Source organism: Micromonospora sp. NPDC049900 (genome assembly GCF_044461025.1).
Classification (GTDB): Bacteria; Actinomycetota; Actinomycetes; order Mycobacteriales; family Micromonosporaceae; genus Micromonospora.
This window is the reverse complement of record NZ_JBITKM010000002.1, coordinates 271,225-293,008: the sequence shown is the minus strand read 5'-3', so window position 1 is coordinate 293,008 and position 21,784 is coordinate 271,225. Positions and strand designations below refer to the sequence as shown.

Annotated in this window: 21 protein-coding genes; 8 read left to right on the top strand and 13 right to left on the bottom strand. The window is 70.3% G+C overall.

The annotated features are described in order from the left end of the window. Positions 1-141: 141 nt before the first annotated feature. From ACIBMZ_RS05810 to ACIBMZ_RS05800, 3 genes are all read right to left on the bottom strand, one after another. Positions 142-735 (bottom strand): hypothetical protein, encoded by a 594-nt coding sequence (locus ACIBMZ_RS05810; protein WP_396691441.1) that lies wholly within the window; start codon positions 733-735, stop codon positions 142-144. A 179-nt stretch (positions 736-914) separates the two neighbouring features. Continuing rightward, complete coding sequence (locus ACIBMZ_RS05805) at positions 915-1,496, bottom strand: HD family hydrolase (protein ID WP_396691440.1); 582 nt, start codon at positions 1,494-1,496, stop codon at positions 915-917. Continuing rightward, positions 1,493-2,623 carry a helix-turn-helix domain-containing protein gene (locus ACIBMZ_RS05800; protein ID WP_396691439.1) on the bottom strand — a complete coding sequence of 377 codons (1,131 nt, stop codon included), beginning with the start codon at positions 2,621-2,623 and terminating at the stop codon, positions 1,493-1,495. The genes ACIBMZ_RS05805 and ACIBMZ_RS05800 overlap by 4 nt, the downstream gene beginning before the upstream one ends. A 259-nt stretch (positions 2,624-2,882) precedes the next feature. Between ACIBMZ_RS05800 and ACIBMZ_RS05795 the strand changes: the two genes are divergently transcribed. Then, positions 2,883-4,091 (top strand): helix-turn-helix domain-containing protein, encoded by a 1,209-nt coding sequence (locus ACIBMZ_RS05795; protein WP_396691882.1) that lies wholly within the window; start codon positions 2,883-2,885, stop codon positions 4,089-4,091. A gap of 449 nt (positions 4,092-4,540) precedes the next feature. On the opposite strand, the gene ACIBMZ_RS05790 is transcribed toward ACIBMZ_RS05795, so the two are convergent. Continuing rightward, a complete protein-coding gene (locus tag ACIBMZ_RS05790) occupies positions 4,541-5,590 on the bottom strand; it encodes an aldo/keto reductase (RefSeq protein WP_396691438.1) in 1,050 nt (349 codons plus the stop codon). A gap of 110 nt (positions 5,591-5,700) precedes the next feature. On the opposite strand from ACIBMZ_RS05790, the gene ACIBMZ_RS05785 reads away from it, so the two are divergent. After that, positions 5,701-6,120 (top strand): MerR family transcriptional regulator, encoded by a 420-nt coding sequence (locus tag ACIBMZ_RS05785; protein ID WP_396691437.1) that lies wholly within the window; start codon positions 5,701-5,703, stop codon positions 6,118-6,120. A gap of 152 nt (positions 6,121-6,272) precedes the next feature. Continuing rightward, positions 6,273-6,452 (top strand): hypothetical protein, encoded by a 180-nt coding sequence (locus ACIBMZ_RS05780; protein ID WP_396691436.1) that lies wholly within the window; start codon positions 6,273-6,275, stop codon positions 6,450-6,452. Positions 6,453-6,550: 98 nt separating this feature from the next. Here the strand turns inward: ACIBMZ_RS05780 and ACIBMZ_RS05775 are convergent, their stop codons facing one another. Next, a complete protein-coding gene (locus ACIBMZ_RS05775) occupies positions 6,551-7,120 on the bottom strand; it encodes a TetR/AcrR family transcriptional regulator (protein WP_396691435.1) in 570 nt (189 codons plus the stop codon). Between the two features lie 84 nt (positions 7,121-7,204). Here ACIBMZ_RS05775 and ACIBMZ_RS05770 point away from each other — a divergent pair, with 84 nt between their 5' ends. After that, positions 7,205-8,158, top strand: coding sequence for a ketopantoate reductase family protein (locus ACIBMZ_RS05770; protein ID WP_396691434.1), 954 nt, complete (start codon positions 7,205-7,207; stop codon positions 8,156-8,158). A gap of 105 nt (positions 8,159-8,263) precedes the next feature. Here the strand turns inward: ACIBMZ_RS05770 and ACIBMZ_RS05765 are convergent, their stop codons facing one another. Together ACIBMZ_RS05765 and ACIBMZ_RS05760 are read right to left on the bottom strand one after the other, a co-directional pair. Continuing rightward, positions 8,264-8,983, bottom strand: coding sequence for a hypothetical protein (locus tag ACIBMZ_RS05765; RefSeq protein WP_396691433.1), 720 nt, complete (start codon positions 8,981-8,983; stop codon positions 8,264-8,266). A gap of 34 nt (positions 8,984-9,017) precedes the next feature. Beyond that, positions 9,018-9,683 (bottom strand): TetR/AcrR family transcriptional regulator, encoded by a 666-nt coding sequence (locus ACIBMZ_RS05760; protein WP_396691432.1) that lies wholly within the window; start codon positions 9,681-9,683, stop codon positions 9,018-9,020. A gap of 110 nt (positions 9,684-9,793) precedes the next feature. On the opposite strand from ACIBMZ_RS05760, the gene ACIBMZ_RS05755 reads away from it, so the two are divergent. Further along, the gene (locus ACIBMZ_RS05755; RefSeq protein WP_396691431.1) at positions 9,794-10,738 is read left to right on the top strand and encodes an SDR family NAD(P)-dependent oxidoreductase; all 945 of its coding nucleotides are present in this window, start codon (positions 9,794-9,796) and stop codon (positions 10,736-10,738) included. A 16-nt stretch (positions 10,739-10,754) separates the two neighbouring features. Here the strand turns inward: ACIBMZ_RS05755 and ACIBMZ_RS05750 are convergent, their stop codons facing one another. Beyond that, the gene (locus ACIBMZ_RS05750) at positions 10,755-13,232 is read right to left on the bottom strand and encodes an AAA family ATPase (protein WP_396691430.1); all 2,478 of its coding nucleotides are present in this window, start codon (positions 13,230-13,232) and stop codon (positions 10,755-10,757) included. Positions 13,233-13,529: 297 nt separating this feature from the next. Here ACIBMZ_RS05750 and ACIBMZ_RS05745 point away from each other — a divergent pair, with 297 nt between their 5' ends. Next, positions 13,530-14,615 carry an endo alpha-1,4 polygalactosaminidase gene (locus tag ACIBMZ_RS05745; protein WP_396691429.1) on the top strand — a complete coding sequence of 362 codons (1,086 nt, stop codon included), beginning with the start codon at positions 13,530-13,532 and terminating at the stop codon, positions 14,613-14,615. A gap of 9 nt (positions 14,616-14,624) precedes the next feature. Here the strand turns inward: ACIBMZ_RS05745 and ACIBMZ_RS05740 are convergent, their stop codons facing one another. Together ACIBMZ_RS05740 and ACIBMZ_RS05735 are read right to left on the bottom strand one after the other, a co-directional pair. After that, the gene (locus tag ACIBMZ_RS05740) at positions 14,625-15,110 is read right to left on the bottom strand and encodes a hypothetical protein (protein WP_396691428.1); all 486 of its coding nucleotides are present in this window, start codon (positions 15,108-15,110) and stop codon (positions 14,625-14,627) included. Between the two features lie 147 nt (positions 15,111-15,257). Then, on the bottom strand, positions 15,258-16,484 hold the full coding sequence (locus tag ACIBMZ_RS05735) for a trypsin-like serine peptidase (protein ID WP_396691427.1): 1,227 nt from the start codon (positions 16,482-16,484) through the stop codon (positions 15,258-15,260). 137 nt (positions 16,485-16,621) lie between these two features. On the opposite strand from ACIBMZ_RS05735, the gene ACIBMZ_RS05730 reads away from it, so the two are divergent. After that, positions 16,622-17,134 (top strand): hypothetical protein, encoded by a 513-nt coding sequence (locus tag ACIBMZ_RS05730; protein WP_396691426.1) that lies wholly within the window; start codon positions 16,622-16,624, stop codon positions 17,132-17,134. A 56-nt stretch (positions 17,135-17,190) separates the two neighbouring features. Here ACIBMZ_RS05730 and ACIBMZ_RS05725 read toward each other — a convergent pair whose 3' ends face one another. Beyond that, positions 17,191-17,904, bottom strand: coding sequence for a DNA alkylation repair protein (locus ACIBMZ_RS05725; protein ID WP_396691425.1), 714 nt, complete (start codon positions 17,902-17,904; stop codon positions 17,191-17,193). Between the two features lie 399 nt (positions 17,905-18,303). On the opposite strand from ACIBMZ_RS05725, the gene ACIBMZ_RS05720 reads away from it, so the two are divergent. Then, complete coding sequence (locus tag ACIBMZ_RS05720; RefSeq protein WP_396691424.1) at positions 18,304-19,878, top strand: alpha/beta hydrolase; 1,575 nt, start codon at positions 18,304-18,306, stop codon at positions 19,876-19,878. 66 nt (positions 19,879-19,944) lie between these two features. Here ACIBMZ_RS05720 and ACIBMZ_RS05715 read toward each other — a convergent pair whose 3' ends face one another. Continuing rightward, on the bottom strand, positions 19,945-20,295 hold the full coding sequence (locus tag ACIBMZ_RS05715; protein WP_396691423.1) for a UBP-type zinc finger domain-containing protein: 351 nt from the start codon (positions 20,293-20,295) through the stop codon (positions 19,945-19,947). A gap of 156 nt (positions 20,296-20,451) precedes the next feature. After that, positions 20,452-21,672, bottom strand: a complete 1,221-nt coding sequence (locus ACIBMZ_RS05710; RefSeq protein WP_396691881.1) for a cysteine desulfurase-like protein — start codon at positions 21,670-21,672, stop codon at positions 20,452-20,454. Between the last annotated feature and the right edge of the window lie 112 nt (positions 21,673-21,784).

The following is a 21,784-nucleotide window of genomic DNA, read 5'->3' as shown; positions in this document are numbered from 1 at the left end:
GATAGTGAGTGGGCTTCGAACGAGAAAACCAAGCGCTTTGACGGAAAGGCTACCGACCTATTGACTTTTGAGCACCGCACGAGGATGCAGGGAAGTTATGGTCGGCGCACTTGACAGCGCCGGATGACAGGCGCCAACCCGTTACCCGTGTTCGCTCATGCTCCAAGGGGGCGTCCAGTCGACCCGCCGACACACTTCTTCGAATGGCTCGCGAACGGCCCAGAGCAAGCCGTCGGAGGCGTAGATGTCGGTGATGCGGACACCAAGAACATCTTCGGCCGTTGTTGTGGTATCCGAACGGCCAATGTCACGCCGAGCAGTCAGCACGAACTCGGCGTACAGCCGCAGAAGGATGGGAGCTGGAGAGCCGGCGAAGGAGGCTTGCATGAGGTTGCGGAATGCCCGGAACGCCTCGTCTGAAGCGTAGATGCTTGCCCAGGTCGCGAACTCACGGAGGCGATCGGGGATGGTGTCCCCCAGCTCTGCCACCTTCCGGCTGTCCAACATGTCACCGATCAGAATGATCATTGGCCTGTAAGTCTCATACTTGCGATCCGCGATCCGAGACTCAAGATCCCGAACGCGCTGCGCCTCGTGCTCGCTTACCTTCGATGACCGGGCGTACAGGCCAGCGATGACGGCAGCGATGACGGCAGCGAGCCCAGGAACAGACGCGACGGCGAATACTTGCCAGAGCGGCTGTCCCGATGGTTCTGACGCGGCAGTGAGAAGCATGCGAACGACGATAGATAACCGGCGCTACTGCGAAGGCACGGCGGCGACCTGTCGCAGCACCGCGCCAAGACGGACTCGACGGCCGACATAAGTCTTGATCTTTGCAAGGCAGGGGCACTGCCGATGCGGCGAAGAGATCTCCTATCGGGCGCAGAGCGCAACGCTTTGCAAACGAGGGGTTAGTTCGCCTGGTCCGGTGGTGGGGTGAGCCAGGCGAGGGGTTGGCCGGTGAGTGCGGCGTCGGCGAGGTGGTGGGCGGAGGTGGTTTTGAGGGCGGCGCGGCTGCTGTCGATCCAGCGTTGGACGTTGTCGATGCCTTGGTGGCGGTATTCGATGGCTTGGATGAGGCATTCGAGTTTGTCGGCGTCTCGGGCGACGGTGGCTTCGAGGGTGTCGCCGGTCTCGTATTCGGTGACGGCGGCGGTGATGGTGTCGATGACGGCGGGTGGGCAGTCGGTGACCTGGTCTGCGGTGATGGCGGTGTTCGGGGCGGCGGTCAGGTAGCGCTTGGCGATGTGGGGTAGGTCGGTGGTGCGGGTTTCCTGGGTGTCGTGCAGGACGCAGAGCATGGTGACGCGGGCGGGATCGGCTCCTTCCATGGCGGCGAGGATCATGCCGATCAGGGCGGTGCGGTGGGAGTGTTCGGCGATGGTCTCGGGGTGTTTGACTCCGGCGAACCACCAGCCGGTGCGGGCGGCGCGTTTGAGGACGCCGGCCTCGAAGATGTATCTCATCGTGGCGGCGTGCTGGTCCTGGCTCATCTGTCCGTCCCTGTGCCGGTGATGCCCTCGGTGCGCAGGCTGTAGACGATCGAGGTTAGTTCCTGACGGGACTGTGTCGAGATCCGGTCGCTGTCGAGGATCGCGACGGCTTGGGCGGCGAGGTGCTGTCCGGTGGCGGGGTGGTCGTGGGCGAGTGCGCGTCGGGCGGTGAGCAGTGCCCAGAGGTTGTGGATGTTGAGGTCGATGAACGGGTGGTCGATGGTGAGGCGTTCGACCAGGTGCCGCAGCAGCCGGGTGCCGCGCCATTCGGTGATGGTGGTGGGCATGAAGGAGTCGTCGGGCTGGCGGTAGGGGATTTCGCCGACCCAGTAGGCGGAGTAGTTGAGCGCTGCGCGTTGGCAGGCGTCGTCGGGGTGCGCGCGAGCGATGAAATCCCGCAGCGGTTCGGGGTCTCCCTGGTTGGCGAGGGACGTGACCACGGAGCGGGCGTCGGGCCACAGGGGTGACCAGGTATGGAAGGTGGTCATCCGGTGGGTCTTACGGACGGTGTCGTGGGCCAGCCAGGCGGCGGACGATCCGGTGGGGTCCATCCCGGCGAGGAAGCACGCCTGCCGGTGCAGCAGCACGTTCGGCTGCCGTTGGCCTGCGGCGCGTTCGGCCAGGACGTGCAGGTTGTCAAAGAAGATTCGCTGCTCCTCAGCCCGCAGGGCCGGGCCGGTGGCGACCGGGCCGCGTCGACGGTGGGCGGTCGATATGCCTCGGATGAAGGTGGGTGTCTGGCCGAGGACCGCCCAGAGGATCAGATCGGCGAGGCGGTGGGTCAGGACGACGCAGCCGAGCGGTTGTCCGGTGATGTCGGCCTGTTCGATCCTCGGGGCGAGTAGGGCGGTGAGGATGGTGTCTGCCTCGACGGCGTCTCCGACGGCGTCGAGGAGCAGTGGGTTCGCTCCGAGTCTCCCGAGCCGGTGTCGGATGCTGATGGCGTGACCGAACGGGACGGCGATGAACGGACGCCGTCCGGTTTCCCAGCTCTGGATGGTCGCGCGGTCGACGCCGAGTGTCGCGCCGAGTTGTTCCTGGGTGAGGGGAATGGACTCGCGAATCAGCTTCAGCAGGTAGCCGGTCACGTCGCCGCGCGCGGGGGCGGATCGTCCGAGCGGTGCCATCAACATCCCTACGGTGACTGGCAGTCGACGTTTCCGGGCGAAGGACAGCGGCGGGGGATGGCCCCTGGCCAGCTCATTCGTACTGCCGGTGAGTTCACAGTGCCTCGCCGTGATCGTAGCGTCACGGTAACTGAACGTGCCAGGTCTGATCTGCGAGCGAGGACCGGCCTTCGCTGAGGTAAGGGTGATGCCCGGTGATCACGCACGAATCCGCCTTCTCGCCGCGCGTACACGACCACTCTTGTCGTGGGTGGATCGGATGACGGCCGGGCCGTTGGAGACGCTGCCGGTGGGGCGGCGGGTGGCGTACTGGCGGGGGCGGCGGAAGCTGTCACAGCAGGTGTTCGCCGACCGGTTGGGGAAGTCGAAGAGTTGGGTGGACAAGGTCGAGCGGGGAGTCCGCTCGCTGGACAAGGTGTCCACGCTCCAGGAAGTGGCCACGGTCCTGCGCATCGACTCGGCGGTGCTGCTCGGCCGGGACGTCCAGCCGACGGATGTGTCCGACCGGACCGCAGACGTCGAACGGATCCGCGCGGCCTTGTCCCGGTACGCGATTCCTCTCGGCCGACCTCTGGGCAATCGTCCGCTGCCCTCCGGCGCGCAGGTGGACCGGCAGGTCGCCTACGTGTGGACGACTTTCCAACACGCCCGCTACGACCGGGTGGCCGACCGACTGCCGGAGTTGCTCGCCCACGTCGAGCACGCTCACGCGGCGGACCCGGTGGCAGGTCGGGGGCCGCTGGTGGAGGCGTACCGGATAACTGCGTCGCTGTTGATGAAGATGGGTGAACCGGACCTGGCGTGGCTGGCGGTCGATCGGGCCATGACCGCCGCCACCGGGGACCGCATCCTGGTCGCTGCGGCAGCGGTGCAACTCGGTCAGGTGCTGCGCGGGTGTGGGCAGGTGCGGGCGGCCAGGTCGGCCATGTTGGCCGCCGCCTACCGGATCGTGCCGCCGACCATCGAGGACGGCGCACCTGAGGAACTGTCACTGGGCGGGACCCTGCTGGTGCAGGCGGCGTTGGCTGCCGCCCGATCAGGCGACGAGACGGCGGTGGCTGATCTGCTTGACGAGGCGGCAGCACTGGCCGCTCAGGTCGGTGACGGGCATGACCACCACCGCACCGGGTTCGGGCCGACGGCGGTGCAGACGGCCAGGGTGACCGCAGCCGTGGAGTTGGGCGACGGCGGCGACGCCGTGGCCTGGCACGAGAAGGCGACCGACCGCGACGGCTGGCGGTGGCTGCCCGTCGAGTACCGCGCCGCGCACCTGATCGACGCCGCCCGCGCGTACCTGCACACCGACGATTCGATCAACGCCGGCCGGACGCTTATGGAGGCCGACCGTCTCGCGCCAGCCGAGATCCGGCACCGTCCGGCGGGCCGGAACGTACTCGCTCAGATCGTCCGCGACCCCACCGCCCCGACCACGCTCGTGCACCTCGCCGCCACCATCGGGGTGGGCTGAGGATGACCGCGCCGTTCCTGTCCCTCGCCCAGATCCGCAACCGACTGATCCTGACCGCCCGCTGGGTGCTCCGCGACCACCGACCCGGCCCCGACGGCTGCTGCCCGATCTGCCGAGCGGCTGACTGCCCGGTAGCTGCCGCAGCCCGAGACGTCCTCCGTGTAGCCAAGGAAGTACAACTGTGGAGTGCAGCAACCGTGCCACCCGCACCGGACCGGAACGAGCGCCACCAGCCCGGACGACCTCGTACGACACCTGATCCGACCGGCCTGCCGTGAGTTGACAGCGAAGAGATCAGTGGTCCGATTCACGTGTTGGACGCCGTCCGGTGACTGCCTCGGCGAGATCGAACCAACGCCGTGCGCGGAAGTGTCTGGTGTCCCGAGAGAAAGACGTGAGGGCGACCGCCGTCGGAGAGCTGGAGGCGCAGGCCGGTTGTGGATTACTGGTCAGGCTGCTGCGCGGTCGGCGATCGGGCGACGGCGGAGCGCCGGGTCGGTCAGCGCCGGTGGGCGCCAGGCACCGTCGGCCTGGTACAGGTTGGTGCCCGGCGGGACGATCTCGTCGATCCGGTCAAGTACGGCATCGCCCAGGGTGAGCGCGGCGCCCTTCAACGCGGCGTCGAGCTGCTCCATGGTGCGCGGCCCGATGATCACCGAGGTGACCCCGGGATGCGCCACCGGGAAGGCCAGCGCCAGTTCCGGCAGCGTGCAGCCGATCTCCGACGCCAGCTTGACGAGTTGCTCCACCACGTCCAGCTTGCGCACGTTCTCCTCGATCGCCGGGTCGAACCGGGCGGGGGTGAGCGCGGCCCGGCCGGTGGACAGGTCCACCGGCTGCCCCTTGCGGTAGCGGCCGGTCAGGAAGCCGGAGGCAAGCGGACTCCAGGTCAGTACGCCCATGCCGTAGCGCTGGGTGACTGGGAGCAGGTCGGTCTCGATCCCCCGGGCGAGCAGCGAGTACGGTGGCTGCTCGGTCCGGAACCGGTGCAGCCCGCGCCGCTCCGCGACGTGGTGCGCCTCGACGATCTGCTCGGCCGGGAAGGTCGAGCAGCCGAAGGCGCGAATCTTCCCCTGGCGTACCAGGTCGGTCAGGACCGACAGGGTTTCTTCGATGTCGGTGGTGGGGTCCGGCCGGTGCACCTGATAGAGGTCGATCCAGTCGGTGCTCAGCCGGCGCAGGCTCTCCTCGACCTCCCGGACGATCCAGCGCCGCGAGTTGCCGCCCCGGTTCCGTCCCTCACCCATCGGGAAGTGCACCTTGGTGGCGAGCACCACGTCGTCCCGGCGGCCTCGCAGCGCCTTGCCGACGATCTCCTCGGACTCGCCGGCGGAGTACATGTCCGCGGTGTCCACGAAGTTGATCCCCTGGTCGAGGGCGGCGTGGATGATTCGCGCGCAATCGTCGTGGTCGGGATTGCCCACGTAGCCGAACATCATGGTGCCGAGGCAGTGGACGCTCACCTCGATGCCGGTACGGCCGAGGACGCGGTAACGCATGGTGGTGCTCCTTGTGGTCGTCGCGTGCCGGGCGGTCGGCCCGGCCGGCTCTGCGTGCGAGCACCCTAGGAGCTGGAGTCGACTCTAGGTCAACCCGTACGCTGGGCGTCATGTCCGAAGTCGTCCCGGGCCTGAGTATCGGCGAGGTCGCCGAGCGCACTGGGCTGAGCGTGCACACGCTGCGGTTCTACGAGCGGGAAGGCATCCTGGCCGACCCGATCCGGCGCGATCCCGGCGGGCGTCGCGTCTACCACGAGAACGATGTGGACTGGCTCCACCTCTGCATGATCCTGCGCGCATCCGGCATGCCGCTGCCGGCTATCCGGCGCTACACCGAACTGGTCCGCGCGGGCGACGGCACCGAGGCGGAACGGCTGGTGCTACTGAGGAAGCACCGAGAATGGGTGCTGGACCAGATGGACCAGCTTCGGAAGTGTCTGGACCTGGTCAACTTCAAGGTCGGGGTGTACGAGGATGCGCTGGACCGAGTCGCCGTCTCGTCCGCCACCGGTACCGATGCCCGCCGGTGATCCAACGGCCCGGCCGCGACCGGCACTGCCGTGATGGAGATGGCTCACCGGTATGCGCGACGCCCGCGCGCCGTTGGCTGACGGGAGCGCCCGCCATCAGAGCCACCCGGCGCACTTGCTGGGCGTGCACTCTCGGGCTCGCCACCATGCGGATGCAGGCGACGCGGAACGGCCTGCCGACCGACGGCGAGGTTCGTTCCAGCACCCGCATCACGCCGACCACGCCGTACTCGACGGTGCGCGTGGTCATCCGGAAGTGGGACAGCAGCGCGCCCGCCTGCTGGGCCATGGGCGCGCCGGAGCCGATGGCGTGGAAGCCGACGTCCTCGTAGCGGCCGATGAGCCCGTTGGGGTTGATCTCCACGATCCACGGCCCGCCCTGGCTGTAGCCGACCGCGAGCAGGTACGCCGACAGGCTGGCCGGCGTCACTCAGCGCGCGGTGTGGCGGAGTCCGGCGAGCACGAGGGTGACGACCTGGTCGGCGTTGGTGCGGAAGCTCGGGTGCTCGTAGGCCGCGCAGATGCCGTTAATGGCGATCATGACGGCGTCGGCGCCCACGTCGTCGCGGACGGTGCCGGCCTCGGCGGCGTCGGTCAGCAGGTCGGCGATGACCTGGTGTAGGGCCTGGGCGCCCTCGGCCATGGTGTCCGAGCGGGTGGCCATGAGCGTGGCGAGGGTGCGGGCGAGCCCCTCGTGGGCGTGCAGATGGGCGACGAAGCCGCGCAGGAAGGACTCCAGCGCCTCGTCGGCGGGGAGGGTGGCGTGCAGCTCGCGGGCGCGGTCGCACAGCGCGGCGAGTTCCTCGCGGTAGACCGCCTCGGCCAGGGCCTCCCGGGTGGGGAAGTGGCGGTAGAGCGTGCCGGTGCCCACGCCGGCCAGCTTGGCGAAGTCGTCGAAGCGCAGGTTGAAGCAGTTCTTGGCGAAGAGTTCGCGGGCCTTGGCGATCAGGGCTTCGCGGTTGCGGCGGGCGTCGGCGCGGAGCGGCTTGGCATCGGTCACGTGAGGTCCCAGATTGACAAGTGGAGACTGTCTCCATATTTTGAAAGTGGAGGCTGTCTCCAATTATAGGGTACGAGGTGGCGCGTGAAGATCTTGATGTTCGGTCGGGGCGTGATCGGTGCGGCGTACGGGTGGGCCCTGGAGCGGGCCGGGCACCACGTCGAGTTCTACGTCCGGCCGGGGCGCGCGGCGGCGTACGGAGATGCGATCGACCTTGATCTGCTCGATGCGCGACGGCGGCCCTGGGGGAAGCGTCTCGCGGAGAAGTGGCCGGTGCGCCTGCGCGAGTCGCTGGAGCCGGACCACGATTTCGACCTGATCGTGCTGAGCGTGCAGCACTACGGCTTCGCGGAGGCTGCCGCCTTCCTGGGGCCGCGCGTGGGCGGGGCCACCGTGCTCGTCTTCAACAACCTGTGGGTCGAGCCGCTGACCGCGATCGAACACCTTCCCACCGAGCAGGTGGCCTGGGGTTTCCCCGGAGCCGGCGGCGGTTTCGGCGACGACGGGGTGCTGCGCGCCTCGCTGCTCCCGGTGGTCTTCCTCGGCACTCTCGACCGGCCACCGACCGAGCGCGAGCGGGCCGTGCGCGAGGTGTTTCGCGGGGCCGGGTTCCGGATCCAGGAGAACTCCGACTTCCGGGGCTGGTTGGCGCTCCACTTCGTCCAGAACGCGGGTCTGCACACGCAGAGCCTGCGTCGGGGCTCCCTGTCCGCGCTGACGCGCGGTGACATACGCGAGGCGATCCTGGCCATCCGCGAGCTGCTGCCGCTGGTCGAGGCGCGGGGCGTCGACCTGCGGCGGCATCGGTCCTCGCTGCTGCCGTTCACCGGGCCCGTCTGGCTGGCCGCACCGGTACTCGCCTGGATGTTCGCCCATTTCCCGCCGGCGCGCAGGGTGACGACGGCGCACGCCAACCCTGAGGAGTTGCGCGCGGTCTGCCGCGACACGCTCGCGGAAGCGCGTCGCCTGGGGGTGCGGGTGCCCCGGCTGGAGGCGGCCGAGCCGTACTTCGCGGACGCGACTGCGGCCGGGGTGTAGGGCTGTTGTGGTGAAAGGAGGGGTCCCCTGCTAACGCCTGGTGCATAGCAGGGGACCCCTCCTTACATAACAGCCGACACCGCGCACTGCCGAACCTGGAGCCGCCTACGTCGCCGGGTTCGGCGCGGGCTGGAACGCCACGTCGGTCACGTCGGCGACCAGTTCGGTGTAGTCGGTGCCGTACGCGGCCGGCTCGATGATGCGCAGCACCAGCGCGAACGGTCGGTCGGCACCATAGGTGCGGGCGAGTTCCGGGTGGTGCCTGGCCAGGTAGCGGGCGGCGGCGAGGTTGCTGCCCGCCGTCAGGCCGCCGATGAAGAACACCGGGCGTCCACCGACCGGCCCCCAGAACCGGGCGAGCAGGACGTAGCTGATCTCCGGGCTGAAGACGTACTCGGTGCCGCCGACCGTGAACGACCTTCGACGCTTCTCCTCGTCGAAGGTCTCGTACGTCACGCCGCGAAGGATCGCGCGTACGTGGGTGACGCTGCGCGGGCTCGCGCCACCGGGGCCGCCGACGCAGAACTCGGTCAGCCGGCCGATCTCCCCGGTCGGCTGGTCCTCGCCGACCCGGTCGGCGTGCGCGCCGCACTCCCGGGCGATGGTCGCCAACTCCACCAGCGCGGCGACATCGCGGCGGTGGACGCTGAACTCGCGGGGCGACGACGCGTGCCGGGACACCACCAGGAGACAACTCGTGCCGGCGGTCAGGCCGAAGAAGGCGCGGGCCCGGTTCAGCTTGCGCCGACGTAACAGAAACCCCGAGAGCCAGACGGCCGTACCGGCGATGACGCTCGCCAGCAGATTGATCACAAGGTCACCCACGCCTCGATCATGTCCGATGCCGTCACGCCGGGCGTCAGCGGCGGGGTAGCACGCCCAGGAGGGTCGCGGTCAGGGCCAGCCTCAGGGAGTCCCGCAGCTCCATGTGGAAGCGCGCCAGGTCGGGTTCGGCCTGGTAGGCCGCCTCCAGGCTGGGTGGCGGTGTGCTGTACGCCGACAGCGCGCCGGCCATGACCATGGTCTGCAGGCTGAACAGCGTGGCGGTCTCGCCCAACTCCGGCAGGTGCTTCTCGATCAGGGCGGTCATGGTGGCCAGGTGCGCCTTCGAGGCGCGCTTGTGGCGCAGGGCGACCTCGACGGAGACGTTGTGTTCCAGCACGGCGACCTGTGCGCCGAAGAGGTCGCAGAGCACCACTCGGGCGGCCAGTGAGCGGCTGAGAACCTCGGCCACCGCCGTCGCCCGCTCGACCATGGGCAGGTCGTCGTCGACGGAGTCGGCCAACTCGTCGGCCAGGTCGGTGAGCCACTCCTGGAGGTGGCGGTCCAGCAGTTCGAGCAGCACCGCCTCGCGGGACTCGAAGTAGCGCAGCACGTTCGGCTTCGCCAGACCCACCCGGCGACTCAGCTCGTTCAGGGTGACCGAGGCCACGGGCATCTCGTCGAGCATCGCCGACGCCGCGTCGAGGATCGCCCGTCGGCGGATCTCGCGCTGTTCCTCGGTCCGGGCCCGCTGGAAGGTCACGATCGCCAGCCTAGCTTAAGTACCTTCGGTACGTTGACAACGTACCGCGAGTACTTTAGCGTTGTCGTTACAAAATACCTCCGGTACTTAAGTCGATGGGGAGCTCTGGCATGAGCGAGAAGTGGACGACGGCGAACATCCCGGACCAGCGCGGGCGGGTCGCCGTGGTGACCGGCGCCAACACCGGACTGGGGTACGAGACCGCGAAGGCCCTCGCCGCACGCGGCGCGTCCGTGGTGCTCGCCGTACGCGACGTCGACAAGGGCGCGCAGGCCGCCGCCCGGATGACCGGCGACGTGACCGTGCAGGCGTTGGACCTGACCTCGCTCGACTCCGTCCGGGCCGCAGCGGGACAGTTGCGGTCCCGGTTCGACCGGCTCGACCTGCTGATCAACAACGCCGGGGTGATGTACACCCCGAAGCAGACCACCCGCGACGGCTTCGAGCTGCAGTTCGGCACCAACCACCTCGGGCACTTCGCGCTCACCGGGCTGCTGCTGGACCTGATGCGGCCGGTGCCCGGCTCACGGGTGGTGACGGTCAGCAGTGTCGGCCACCGCATCCGGGCCGACATCCACTTCGACGACCTGCACTGGGAGCGGTCGTACGGCCGGGTCGCCGCCTACGGCCAGTCCAAGCTGGCCAACCTCATGTTCACCTACGAGTTGCAGCGCCGCCTCGCCCCGCACGGCACCACCGTCGCGGTGGCCGCGCACCCCGGCATGTCCAGCACCGAACTCGCCCGCAACAGTCCGGCGGCACTCCGACTCCCGCTCACCTGGCTCGCCCCGCTGATCACCCAGACCCCGGCGATGGGCGCGCTGCCGACCCTGCGCGCCGCCACCGACCCCGCCGTGCTCGGCGGCCAGTACTACGGCCCCGGCGGGCGCAACGAGGTCATGGGTCACCCCCGGCTGGTCACCTCCAGCCCCCAGTCGTACGAGGTGGCCGTCCAGAAGCGACTCTGGGCCGTCTCCGAAGACCTCACCGGCGTAACGTTCCCGACCGTTCAACCCACGCGAGACCCGACCGTCGCCGGTCGACGCGCTGCCTGATCGCCCGTCCGGCCGGTCAGGAATCGCGCGAGGCGTCGAGCGTCGGGGTGCGGATCCGGTCGCAGGCGGCGAGCAGCGTGCCGAGACGGCGACGCGCGTCAGCCGCCAGCGGATCTCCGTCGCGGCGCAGCACGCGTACCGCCGTCGCGGCGGCCTCGGCCGCCCACACGGTGAGCTGCGCCGCGGCGAAGGCGTCCGCGACCGCCAGCAACCCGGCGCCGTCCTCGGCGGCGCACGCCCGCGCGTGCCGGGCCAACAGCGGCGACAGGGTTCCGTCGGTACGCTCGGCCAGCTCGGACAGGCGTTGGGCCACCGACCGCTGTGCACCGTCGGCGCAGGTCGGGCCGATCGGAGTGGCCGCCTGGCCCAGCCGGACCAGGTCGTGCAGGGCCAGCCCCTCGTACCCGGCGAGCCCGTCGCGGCGCAGCCGGTCGGTCAGCGCGACCAGGTGTCCGACGGCGGCGGACAGGTCACCGGTGGCGGCGATGGCCGCGCCACGGGCCAGTTCCAACCAGGGGTAGAACACCGCGAGGCACGGGGAGTACGACGCGTCTGCCGCCGCCATCGCCGCCAGGGCCGCGTCGGGGTCGCCGCGCCAGGCCGCCACCTGCGCGCGCTCGCCGTGGGCGAGACTGCCGTAGAGCCGGCTGGTGGCCAGTATCGCGCCGGCCGTGTCGCTGAACGTGATCGCCTGGTCGGTGCGCCCCCGCAGCCGCGCCGCATAGGACTGGAGGACGGTCAGGAAGCCGCTGCCGAGCCGTAGGCCACCCGAGCTGACCAGGTCGGCGAACTCGTCGGCCGCGATCGCGTCGATGCCGGCCAGGTCGCAGGTGAGCGCCAGCCGGGCGGCCCGGGCCGACTCCACCATCGCCTGGAGGTAGGGCACGTCCCCCCGCCAGCCGGCGACCTCCGCCTCCACCTGGGCGATCGTGTCGGCGTTGCGGCGGAACAGACCGCGTGTCGCGTCCACGTAGGCGACCACACACCGGGTCAGTCCTCGGGCACCCGGACCGGCTGCCGGCTGGGTCAGCACCGCCTGGCTCAACCGCAGCGCGGCGGCGATCTCCATCCGGTGCATCCGCATGAGCGCCTCGAAGGCCCAGACCCGCGCCTGGTGACCGGGGTCGGTCATCGGGACGGCAGCCTCGGCCAGGGTGTCGGCGGTGGACTCGTCGCCGAGGCTCCAGTACGTCACCATGCCCCGAACGGTGAGCCAGCGGCTCCGCCGCCGCTCGTCGGCGGGTTCGTCGCGGACCTGGTCGAGCACCTGGAGGGCCTCGTGCGGGCGTTCGCAGAGCATCAGGATGGTGGCCAGCAGTTCGGCGGCGTCGTGACCACCACCGGCGTCCAGCGCGGCCCGCGCGAGTTGCACCGTCAGCGGTACGTCGTAGCGGGCGAACGCCTGCATGGCTCCGGCGAGCAGCAGCCGGGGATCCTGCCCGGAGCCCGCGCCGAGCCGCCAGAGGGCGACCCGCAGCAGGTCACCCGGGCGGCGGGCGCCGGTGGCCTGCACCAGGTCGGCCAACTCGGTCTGCAACTGCCGGGTCCGGGCCGGCGGACAGCGGCGGCGCAGCAGCTCCCCGTACAGCGGGTGGGTCAACTGCACGTCGACCCGACGGTCATGCCGGACGACCGCGATCAGGCCGTTCTCCTCGGCCTGCCTGACGTCGGCCGTGTCCGTCGCGGTGGTGAGCAGACGCAGGCCCAGTTGCTCGCTCAGGGCGACCAGCTCCACCACCTTGCGTACGCCGGGAGTGAGGTGCTCGATCCGGGTGCCGATCACGTCCGTCACGTCGAGGGGCCGCGTCGAGTGGCCGTTCCACTGCCACCCGTCGTCGCAGCACGCCCACTCGCCACTGCCCATCGTGCCGTGGAGCAGCTCGTGCAGAAGCAGCGGATTGCCGGCCGAGAGGCGGAGCATCCGGTCGATCGACCGCGCCTCGACCGGCCCGCCGAGAACGGCCGTGAGCAACTCGGCGGTCTCGTCCCGGCCGAACGGAGTCAACTCGACGCGCTCGACCAACTCGTCGACGCACAGCGGTCGCAGCGGCAGCGGCATCTGCTCGCCGTCGTGCACCGTCCCGAGCAGGACCACGTCCTCCTGTCGGGCGAGCACCTGGACCAGCGCCGACGACGGCGGATCGAGCAGGTGGGCGTCGTCGACGGTGAGCACGATGGACCGACCCATGGCCTGCTCGTGCAACGAATCCACCACCCATCGCAGCACTCCGGCGGGGGTGAGACCTGCCGGCTGCGCGACGGGAAGCACCTGGGCCAGACCGCCGAAGGGCAGAGCCGTACTCGGATGAGCCGCGGTGATGGGCCAGACGACGTACCGGCTCGCGGGAAGCTGCGCCACGGCCTCGCGGACCAGCCGACTCTTACCGACGCCGGCCCCGCCGCTGAGGATGACGCCGCGTCCGCCGACGCCCGCCACCACCGATCGCAGGTGCTTCAGCTCACCGGTCCGGCCGACGAAACTACTCCGATGCACTGGATAAGCATATCGATATCGATTTCGCCTCGGTGGTTGCACATGCGGTGAAATGACATCGACCTCCGCCGAATTCGTCTCCGTCCCGGCCGGCGCCAGAGCCTTCACCGCGGCCGGTCGCTGAGGCGACCGAGTGGCGGGCGGGTGAGAGCGACCTGCCGCGGGCAGGTGCGGCGTCGTCGGCGGGGGACAACGGCCGTGCCGGAGGGGGTGTCCGCGCCCCTCGAAGCGGGGGGTGTCCCGGTCCCGGCCGGTTCTCGTAGGGTGCGCTCACACGTACCTGGAGGAGTTGGCTCGATGGGATCGAAGCGCAGGCGGGCCCGGGTGGGGCTGACGGCGGCGGCGGTCGCCGTCGTCGTGCTCGGTGTCGGCATCGGTGCTGCCGGTGCGAGTGGCCGGCAGCCCTGGTGGGGCCTCGGGCAGCAGCAGGTCTCGCCCACGCCGAGTGTGACTCCGAGCGCCGCGCCGACGCCCGACGCGCCGTCGGCGCTGGGCGCGGCGGTGAGCAGCGGGCCGACCACGGCGACGCCGTCGGCGAGTACGTCTCCGAGTGTGCCCGCGACCACGCCGCCGCCCTCGCGGACCCCGGCTGCCTCCGGTGGTCCGGCCGCGTCCACCCCGGCGACGACGCCGCCGGCCGGGAACCGCACGACCGCGCCGACGTGGGCGCCGCCGCCCGCCAACGCCGGGTTCGACTACCAGATCGGTGGGGTGTACGCGCCGCCGTCCGGCGTCACCGTGGTCAGCCGTGACCTGGAGGCGTCACCCGCCGCCGGGCTGTACAACATCTGTTACGTCAACGCCTTCCAGGCGCAGCCCGGTGCCGAGTCGTGGTGGAAGACGAACCACCCGGACCTGCTGCTGCGGGACGCGCAGGGCAACCTCGTGGTCGACGAGGACTGGAACGAGTTGATGCTGGACTACTCCACGGCGGCCAAGCGGACGGCGCTCACCACGATCGTGGGCGGGTGGATCGACCGGTGCGCCGGCAAGGGGTTCAAGGCGATCGAGCCGGACAACCTGGATTCGTTCACCCGGTCCAAGGGGCTGCTGACCGAGTCGCAGGCGGTCGCGTACGCGGCGTCGCTGAGCGCGTACGCGCACGGCAAGGGATTGGCCGTGGCGCAGAAGAACCTCGCGGAGCTGAGCACCGCCAACGCCCGCAAGGCCGGGTTCGACTTCGCCGTCGCCGAGGAGTGCGGCACGTGGAACGAGTGTGACGCGTACACCCGGACCTACGGCGCGAACGTGATCGTGATCGAGTACACCGAGAGCGGGTTCAGCAAGGCGTGCGGCTCGCACGGCAGCACCCTCTCGATCGTGCTGCGCGACCTCGCCGTCTCGGCACCGGGCTCCCGCACGTACGTCCGCAAGGCGTGCTGAGCGGGGACCTCAGCTTCCGGCCACCACCTGGATGACGCTCTCGCCACCGACCGCGTTCCCCTGGTCGGCCATGGAGCTGACCAGGTTGTAGTAGCCGGGACCGGCGTCCGGGGCGATGGCGATGGTGCTGACCGGGCGTCGGTCGGGTGCGTCGGCGGGGCGGACCGGCTCGGCCGGGTAGGTGACCAGCCCGGGGACGGTGAGCGTGCCCATGGCGTGTGCGGTGAGCTGCTCGACCGACTCGAACGGGCCGATCAGGTGGGCGGTCAGCTCGACGTCGGGCCCGGGAGTCGGCGTCACCGGTGGGTCGTCGGGCGACTCGACGATCCAGTTCAGGGTGAAGGTCTGCCCCGGCTGGTACACCTGCTCGACGTCGGCGCGCGCGCAGCAGGTGTAGGTGACCGTCGACGCCGCGACCTCCTCCACCGGGCTGACCACGCACGCGGCCAACAGGGGAAGCAGGGCGGCCAGCGGCCAGGCGCGGTGAGCCTTCATGCGCCGGATCGTATGCCCTGGTCGCAACCCCTCACCGCCGTCTCGTGACAGGTTCGGACCCACGTAGCGTCCCTGCGACGTGTGGCACGGCAGGCCACCGCCGGGGTCGGTGGGGGCCTGCCGTCGTCGCCTGCGGTGCTGCTCGGGTCAGCCGTTGTCGATCAGGCCGGCGATCTCGTTGTAGATCAGGTGCGCCTTCGCGCCCTGGTTGGACGGGCAGCCGCCGAGGTGGTGCAGGGCGATCACCCGGTGGCTGCTGTTGAGCACCGGCGAGCCCGAGTTGCCGCCGGAGGTGTCGCAGCTGTAGCTGATGTTCCAGGTGTTGTAGTTCGCGTTCCGGACGGTGCAGCGTGCGCCGTTCTGGGTGTCCTCGAAGATGGACAGCCGCTTCGGGCTGCCGTCGCCGTGGCCGGGGATGTACATCTGGGCGCCGGTGGTGGTGGCGGAAGTCGCCAGGTAGAGCGTGCCGTAGCCCTGGATGGCGGCGAAGTTGTTCACCGAGTAGAGGGCGTAGTCGAGTTGGTTGGAGCCGCCGCTGCTCACCTGGTAGAGCGTGGCGCCGCTGACCTTGGTGCCGGGGCCGGGGTTCGCCCCGCCGCAGGTGGCGCACTGGTAGTTGAACTGCATCTCGCTGCCGCTGACCGCCGACTGCGTCGAGAAGCAGTGCTTGTTGGTCAGCATCCGGTTGGTGTTGCCGACGCGCCAGGTGGTGCACGACCCGCCGCCGCTGATCAGCAGTCGCGCCACCGCGTTGCCCCGGGCGAACTCGGTCGGGTGGCTGCTCTGGTAGCAGACCACGTCGCGACGGGCGTCGGTGCTGCACACGGACTGGGTCGAGAAGTTGTGCGCGGCGATCTCGGTGCGGTCGTAGCCGCGCCAGAACCGGTCGATGGTGGCGGCGCTGCCCCGGCTGGCGCGGGTGCTGTGCAGCGTCACCACGGCGGTGTCGCCCTCGACGGACATGGCCCAGAAGCCCGGCCGCCCGTCGGTGGTGTAGTCCGAGCCGGTGGCCCGGTTCAGGTGGCGGTCGTACCGGTGGCTCTCCCGGCCGTCGGGGCTGGCCACGGTGACGTACTCGCCGGGGCCGAGTCGCAGCGAGGCGAAGTGCACCTTGACGTAGGTGGCGCCGGGGTGGTGGATGACCTGGGTCCGGCCGTCGCGGGCGTACGACAGCGCGCCGTCGAGCGTGCGCAACTCGCCGACGGTCGTCACGCCCTCGGCCACGAACTGGTCGGACTCGGGGGCGCGCTCGGACTGCGGCGCGAGAGGTGGCGCCGAGTACGCCTCGGCTGGTGCCGACAGCAGGCTCAGCCCGAGTGTGCAGGCGCTGAGCATGACCGCCAGCGTGCGCAGACGGCGCGGGGCGTGTGTCATCGTCGCTCCTCCCAGGAGACCGGAACCTTAACGATTGCTCAGTCTTCATACACGAGCCTCGTCAACATATGCAAGACTGTCGATGTATTGACGGGATGGGATCCGGCCCGACGGCACCGTCGCGTAGGGTCCTGCCCGTGTCCGACCAGCCGAGGCGCAGCCGCGCCTCCACGTACGCCCTCGTCCTGGCCGGGCTGAGCCTCGTGCTGTCGGTGATCTCCTGCGGCGTGGTGGCGGTGACGCAACTCGGCGACACCGACGCCGCGCTCCAGTCGCCGCCGCGACCGGCGACCGCGTCGGAGGTGGAGGCCGTCGCCCACGTCACGTTCCCGCCCGGCACGGTGTTCCTCTCGGCCGTCAGCAGCATCGGGCTGGAGAGCCACCTGTCGGCCAGGTTCCGGATTCCCCGCGACGCCCTCGACACCTTCGTCCGTGACGGGGACTTCGGCGCGGAACTGACCCCCGGGCTCCGCGCCGTCACGCGGGAGGACGACGTGGGCGGCGGGGACACCTGGCACCCCGAGCGCGCGGCCCGCGTCTCCGGGCTCGCCGAAGGGGCACCGGGGCCGAACGGTACGTACCGTCGCCTGCTCGTGGATCTCGACGCGACGGACGCCGTGACGATCTACCTGCGCGCGACCCGGCCCTGACCCGCGTCGGCCCCGCCGATCGTCGGTGGTCCGGCGCGGGCGGCTCCGCGACCGCCTCAGACCGTGCCGGACAGGTAGTCCTTGCGGCGCTGCGGCGGGAACTTCTCGATCGCGTACCGCAGCATGACCCTCGGCATCACCCGGTAGTGCCGGACCAGGAACTCCTCCTCCGCCGCCAGATTCCGGTTGCCCACCTCGCGCAGCATCCACCCGACCGCCTTGTGCACCAGGTCGTGCGGGTCGCGCAGGAGTCGCTCGGCGAGCCGGAACGTCCACGCGTAGTCGTCGGCCTTGATGAACGCGAGAGTGGCCATCACCGCGATCCGCCGGTCCCAGACCAGGTCCGAGCCGGCCAGCCGGTCCAGGACGTCACGGTCCCTGTCGAGCAGCCAGGGCCCGAGGACGTACGGCGCCCAGGAGTCCACCAGGTCCCAGTTGTTCAGGTGGGCACTGTGCGTCAGGACCAGCTCGACGATCCGGCCGCGTTCCCGCTCGTCGGCCCTGCCGAACTTGCGCACCAGGATGAAGACCGCGGTCAGCCGCTCCTCGTGCACCTCGCTGGTCAACAGCGTCCCCGTGTCGGCCAGGTCGAGGCCGCGCCAGTGCCGGCCGGCGACCCGGCGCTGCTGCGGCACGGTGACGCCGATGGCCCGGTCACCCTCGCCGTACCCGCCGGGAAACATCTTGAGGTACCGGCTCACCCCGGCCGCGCGGGTCGGATCGGCGAGCTGGGCGAGGTCGCGCCGGACGTCGGCGGCGGTGGTGGCCATGACTCGGCAACCTACCCCGAGCGGTGCGCCGCGCGGGGTCGTCCGTGCCGGGCGGCCGGGCTCGGCGACGTTTCGAATCCGTCACGCAGTTTCGACGGGCGTTGCGGGAAAGCGCCGGGTGGGTGAATTCGAAGAATTGGTCGCCCTGTGACGTCCACCATGTTGACAGTCCTCGGCGGTGCTTCGTTCACGCCACTTCCGTGACTTCCGCGACGGCGGTGACCTCACCATTCACGTCGGTGAGCCGAAATGGATCACAAGCGGCTGCGGATCATTGTCGGCCGGGGCTGTCCGAACGGTATTGCCGCTGACACTTTCCGGTAACCCCGAGCCTCGGCGGATTCGCTAACTTCAGCCTCGCCCGGCAGGGGGCCGGGAAAGTCGTGGGGGAGAGGGCACATGCGCAAGAAAATGATCCGGCAATTACTCGCCGGTATCGCGGTGGGGGCGGCGCTGGTGCCGGCCGTGGTGTCGCCGGCCTCGGCGGCACCCGTGTCACAGGTGCAGTGGGAGCCCTGTGAGCAGGATGACAGCGCGCTGTGCGGCACGCTCGAAGTGCCGGTCGACTGGGCCGATCCGAACGGTCCCACGATCGAGGTGGCGCTGGCCAAGCGGCCGGCGACCGATCCCGATGTACGGCGCGGATCGCTGCTGGTGAATCCGGGCGGCCCGGGTGGGTCGGGCGTGGACTCCGCATTGTGGGCCACGTACGGCGAAGAATTGCGTCGTCATTTCGACATCATCGGTTTCGACCCGCGTGGAGTGGCCCGCAGCGCACCTATCATGTGCGCCGTCGACAAGTTGTCGGCCCTGCCGGCCGACGCCATCAAGACGGCCGCCGACTTCACCCGAATGGTCACCGCGAGTCGGGCCCTGGCCGACGACTGCCGCTCCCGGAGCGGCCCGATATTCGACCACGTGAACACGCTCCAGGTGATCCGGGACATCGACGCGATCCGGGCCGCCGTCGGCGACCCGCAGTTGAATTTCCTCGGAATGTCGTACGGCACGCTGATGGCCCAGCAGTATGCGGAACTGTTCCCCACCCGGGTACGCGCCATCGTCGCCGACAGCACCATGGACCACAGCCTGGACGCCCAGGGCTTCGCCGTCACCCAGGCTGCCGCCGGGCAGGACTCGTTCAACGAGTTCGTGGCCGGCTGCGCCCGACTGCCCCAGTGCGCGCTGTACGGGCGGGACATCCGCAGGTTCTGGCAGCGGCTGCTCGACCGCGCCGCCCGGGGCGAGTTGCCGGACCCGGACAACCACAGCTACAAGATCACCAAGCGGGATCTGGTCAACTTCGTGCTGGGCAACGTGAACTACCAGCCGTACTGGCTCGACATCGCCGCCGAGTTGGAACGGGTCGACGCCGGCCGTCCGTGGGGCGTACCGGCGGCCCGCCGGTCGACCGAGGAACAGCCACCGACCGTGGTGCCCTTCGCGTACCAGGCGGTGCTCTGCGAGGACTGGAACCTCGGGGCGCAGAACATCGGGCAGTGGCGGACGATCGTGGACGCGGCCCAACTCGCCTCGCCGGACCTGCCGGACCTGCCCCGGGCGGCCATCGGTGCCATCTGCCTCGGCTGGCCCAGCACGGCGGACAACCCGCAGCGGCCGATCACCCCGACCAACCAGGCCGAGCTGCTGTTCGTCAACTCGTTGCACGACCCGGCGACCGGCTACAACTGGGCGCTCGGCGCCGCCGCACAGTTCGGCGACCACGCCGAACTGCTGACCTACGAGGGCTGGGGACACATCGTCTACGGCCGGGTGGCCTGCGCCGACGAGGCGATCGAGGCGTACCTGATCGACCTGGTGGTGCCGGCGGACGGTACGCGGTGTGCGGCAGCGCCGCCGCCGGGCACGGAGTCCGACGAGTCCCGGGGCCGCTCGGCCGGTCCGGCCGTCGACGAGGCGCCGCCGCTGGTGCCGCTGCGCAGCGACCCGAAGCTGCCGACCTGGCTGCTCTGATGTTGTGGTAAGGAAGGGTCCTCTGCTAGCGCCTCGTGCATAGCAGGGGACCCCTCCTCACAATCGTCAGCGGTTCAGGTGCCGCCGCCAGTCGCGGGGCACGCGGTCGGTGGGGCCGGGTACGCCCTGGTCGAGGGGGCGGTGGGCGGGGGCGGCGAGTTCCGGACCCTGTTCGTACATGGTCTGCTCGGTGTAGTCCCAGAACCATTCCTCGCCCGGCTCGTAGCTGCGGACGATGTTGTGGCCGGTCGCGGCGGCGTGCGCGCTCGCGTGCTGGCTGGGCGACGAGTCACAGCAGCCGACCTGCCCGCACCGGGCGCAGCGCCGCAGGTGGACCCACCAGCCCGGTGGGTCGGCGGCCTCGCAGTCGGCACATCCCGGACCGCTGGGTGGGACCGAGGGGTCGATGCCGTCCATGGGGTTTCCTCCGTGAGAGAAGTGTGCGGTCACCGTCGGGCGCGGCAGTTCAGGTCTCCGGCTCGTGGGCGGGACGTCGCGCGGGCTGGGCGGAGCGGGCGGGAATGTAAGGAAGGGTCCCCTACTATGCACGAGGCGTTAGCAGGGTGCCCTTCCTTACACCTGGGCCAGGAAGGCGGCCAGGCCGTCCAGGACGCGGGTGACGTCGCTGTCGTCGTTGTACGGGGCCAGGCCGAGCCGGAGCGCGTGCTCGTCGTCGAGATCGAGCCGACGGAACGGCTCGTACGCGTAGAAGGAGCCTGCCGGGGCCAGGACGTCGTGGTCGAGCAGGAACCGGTAGGCGTCGCGGGTCTTGCGGCCGGGCAGGGTGAGCAGCAGCGTCGGGGTACGGTCGGCGGCCCGGGAGTGGACCACCACGTCCGCGCCCAGGTCCGCCAGTCCCTCCTCGATCCGGTGCCGCAGCCGGGTCTCGTGCGCGTCGACGGCGTGCAGCGAGGCACGCAGCCGCTCTCGCCGGGAGGTGTTCGCCGGGTCGTCACCGGGTGCGATGTCGGCGAGGAAGTCGACGGCGGCGGTGGCGCCGTCCAGCATCTCGTACGGCAGGGTGCCGAGTTCGAATCGCTCGGGCACGACGTCGGTGGCCGGGATCAGCTTGTCCGGTCGCAGCGTCTCCAGCAGACCCGGGTCGGCGGCGAGTACCCCGCAGTGCGGTCCGAGGAACTTGTACGGGGAGCAGACGTAGAAGTCGGCACCGAGCTCGGGTACGTCGACGAACTGGTGTGCCGCGTGGTGCACACCGTCGACGAAGACCTGTGCGCCGACCGCGTGTGCGGCGTCGGCGATCGTCCGGACGTCGGGTCGGGTGCCGAGCAGGTTGGACGCGCCGGTGACGGCGACCAGCCGGGTCCGGTCGGTGACCGCGTCGGCCACCGAGGCGGGGTCGAACTCGGCGGTGGCCGGGTCGAGGTCGATCCAGCGCACCTCCGCGCCGGCCCGTTCGGCGGCCAGCACCCACGGCCGGACGTTGGCGTCGTGGTCGAGCCGGGTGACCACCACCTCGTCACCGGGACCCCAGTCCTGGGCGAGGATCCGGGAGAAGTCGAAGGTCAACTGGGTGGCGCTGCGGCCGTAGACGATCCCGGCGGCGGGTACGCCCAGCAGGTCGGCGTAGGCGAGCCGGAACGCGCCGACGGCGGCGTCCGCGTTGGTCTCCGAGAGCGCGCCGGTGCCCCGATTGGAGATCGGGGCGGTCATCGTGGCGGTGACCGCGTCGGCGACCGGGCGCGGCGTCTGCGTGCCACCCGGGCCGTCGAAGTGCGCGATGCCCGAGGCCAGCGAGGGGAAGTGGGCGCGGAGCGCGGCGACGTCGAACCCGATCGGTCCGGCGGGTGCGGTGGAGGTCATCATCGGTCTCCTGGCGGTCGGGCGGGTGGTCGGGCGGGCGAGGGCGCGGCGCCTGCAACATAGTGCAGACGGGCGGGGTTCGGCA

Excerpts from the sequence above, each read along its gene's own strand:
- ACIBMZ_RS05795 (WP_396691882.1), top strand. The coding sequence starts at position 2,883 with ATGACGGCCGGGCCGTTGGAGACGCTGCCGGTGGGGCGGCGGGTGGCG.
- ACIBMZ_RS05725 (WP_396691425.1), bottom strand. The coding sequence starts at position 17,904 with ATGGCCACCACCGCCGCCGACGTCCGGCGCGACCTCGCCCAGCTCGCC.
- ACIBMZ_RS05780 (WP_396691436.1), top strand. The coding sequence starts at position 6,273 with ATGCAGGCGACGCGGAACGGCCTGCCGACCGACGGCGAGGTTCGTTCC.
- ACIBMZ_RS05755 (WP_396691431.1), top strand. The coding sequence starts at position 9,794 with ATGAGCGAGAAGTGGACGACGGCGAACATCCCGGACCAGCGCGGGCGG.
- ACIBMZ_RS05740 (WP_396691428.1), bottom strand. The coding sequence starts at position 15,110 with ATGAAGGCTCACCGCGCCTGGCCGCTGGCCGCCCTGCTTCCCCTGTTG.
- ACIBMZ_RS05790 (WP_396691438.1), bottom strand. The coding sequence starts at position 5,590 with ATGCGTTACCGCGTCCTCGGCCGTACCGGCATCGAGGTGAGCGTCCAC.
- ACIBMZ_RS05745 (WP_396691429.1), top strand. The coding sequence starts at position 13,530 with ATGGGATCGAAGCGCAGGCGGGCCCGGGTGGGGCTGACGGCGGCGGCG.
- ACIBMZ_RS05810 (WP_396691441.1), bottom strand. The coding sequence starts at position 735 with ATGCTTCTCACTGCCGCGTCAGAACCATCGGGACAGCCGCTCTGGCAA.
- ACIBMZ_RS05785 (WP_396691437.1), top strand. The coding sequence starts at position 5,701 with ATGTCCGAAGTCGTCCCGGGCCTGAGTATCGGCGAGGTCGCCGAGCGC.
- ACIBMZ_RS05735 (WP_396691427.1), bottom strand. The coding sequence starts at position 16,484 with ATGACACACGCCCCGCGCCGTCTGCGCACGCTGGCGGTCATGCTCAGC.
- ACIBMZ_RS05715 (WP_396691423.1), bottom strand. The coding sequence starts at position 20,295 with ATGGACGGCATCGACCCCTCGGTCCCACCCAGCGGTCCGGGATGTGCC.
- ACIBMZ_RS05805 (WP_396691440.1), bottom strand. The coding sequence starts at position 1,496 with ATGAGCCAGGACCAGCACGCCGCCACGATGAGATACATCTTCGAGGCC.
- ACIBMZ_RS05720 (WP_396691424.1), top strand. The coding sequence starts at position 18,304 with ATGCGCAAGAAAATGATCCGGCAATTACTCGCCGGTATCGCGGTGGGG.
- ACIBMZ_RS05800 (WP_396691439.1), bottom strand. The coding sequence starts at position 2,623 with ATGGCACCGCTCGGACGATCCGCCCCCGCGCGCGGCGACGTGACCGGC.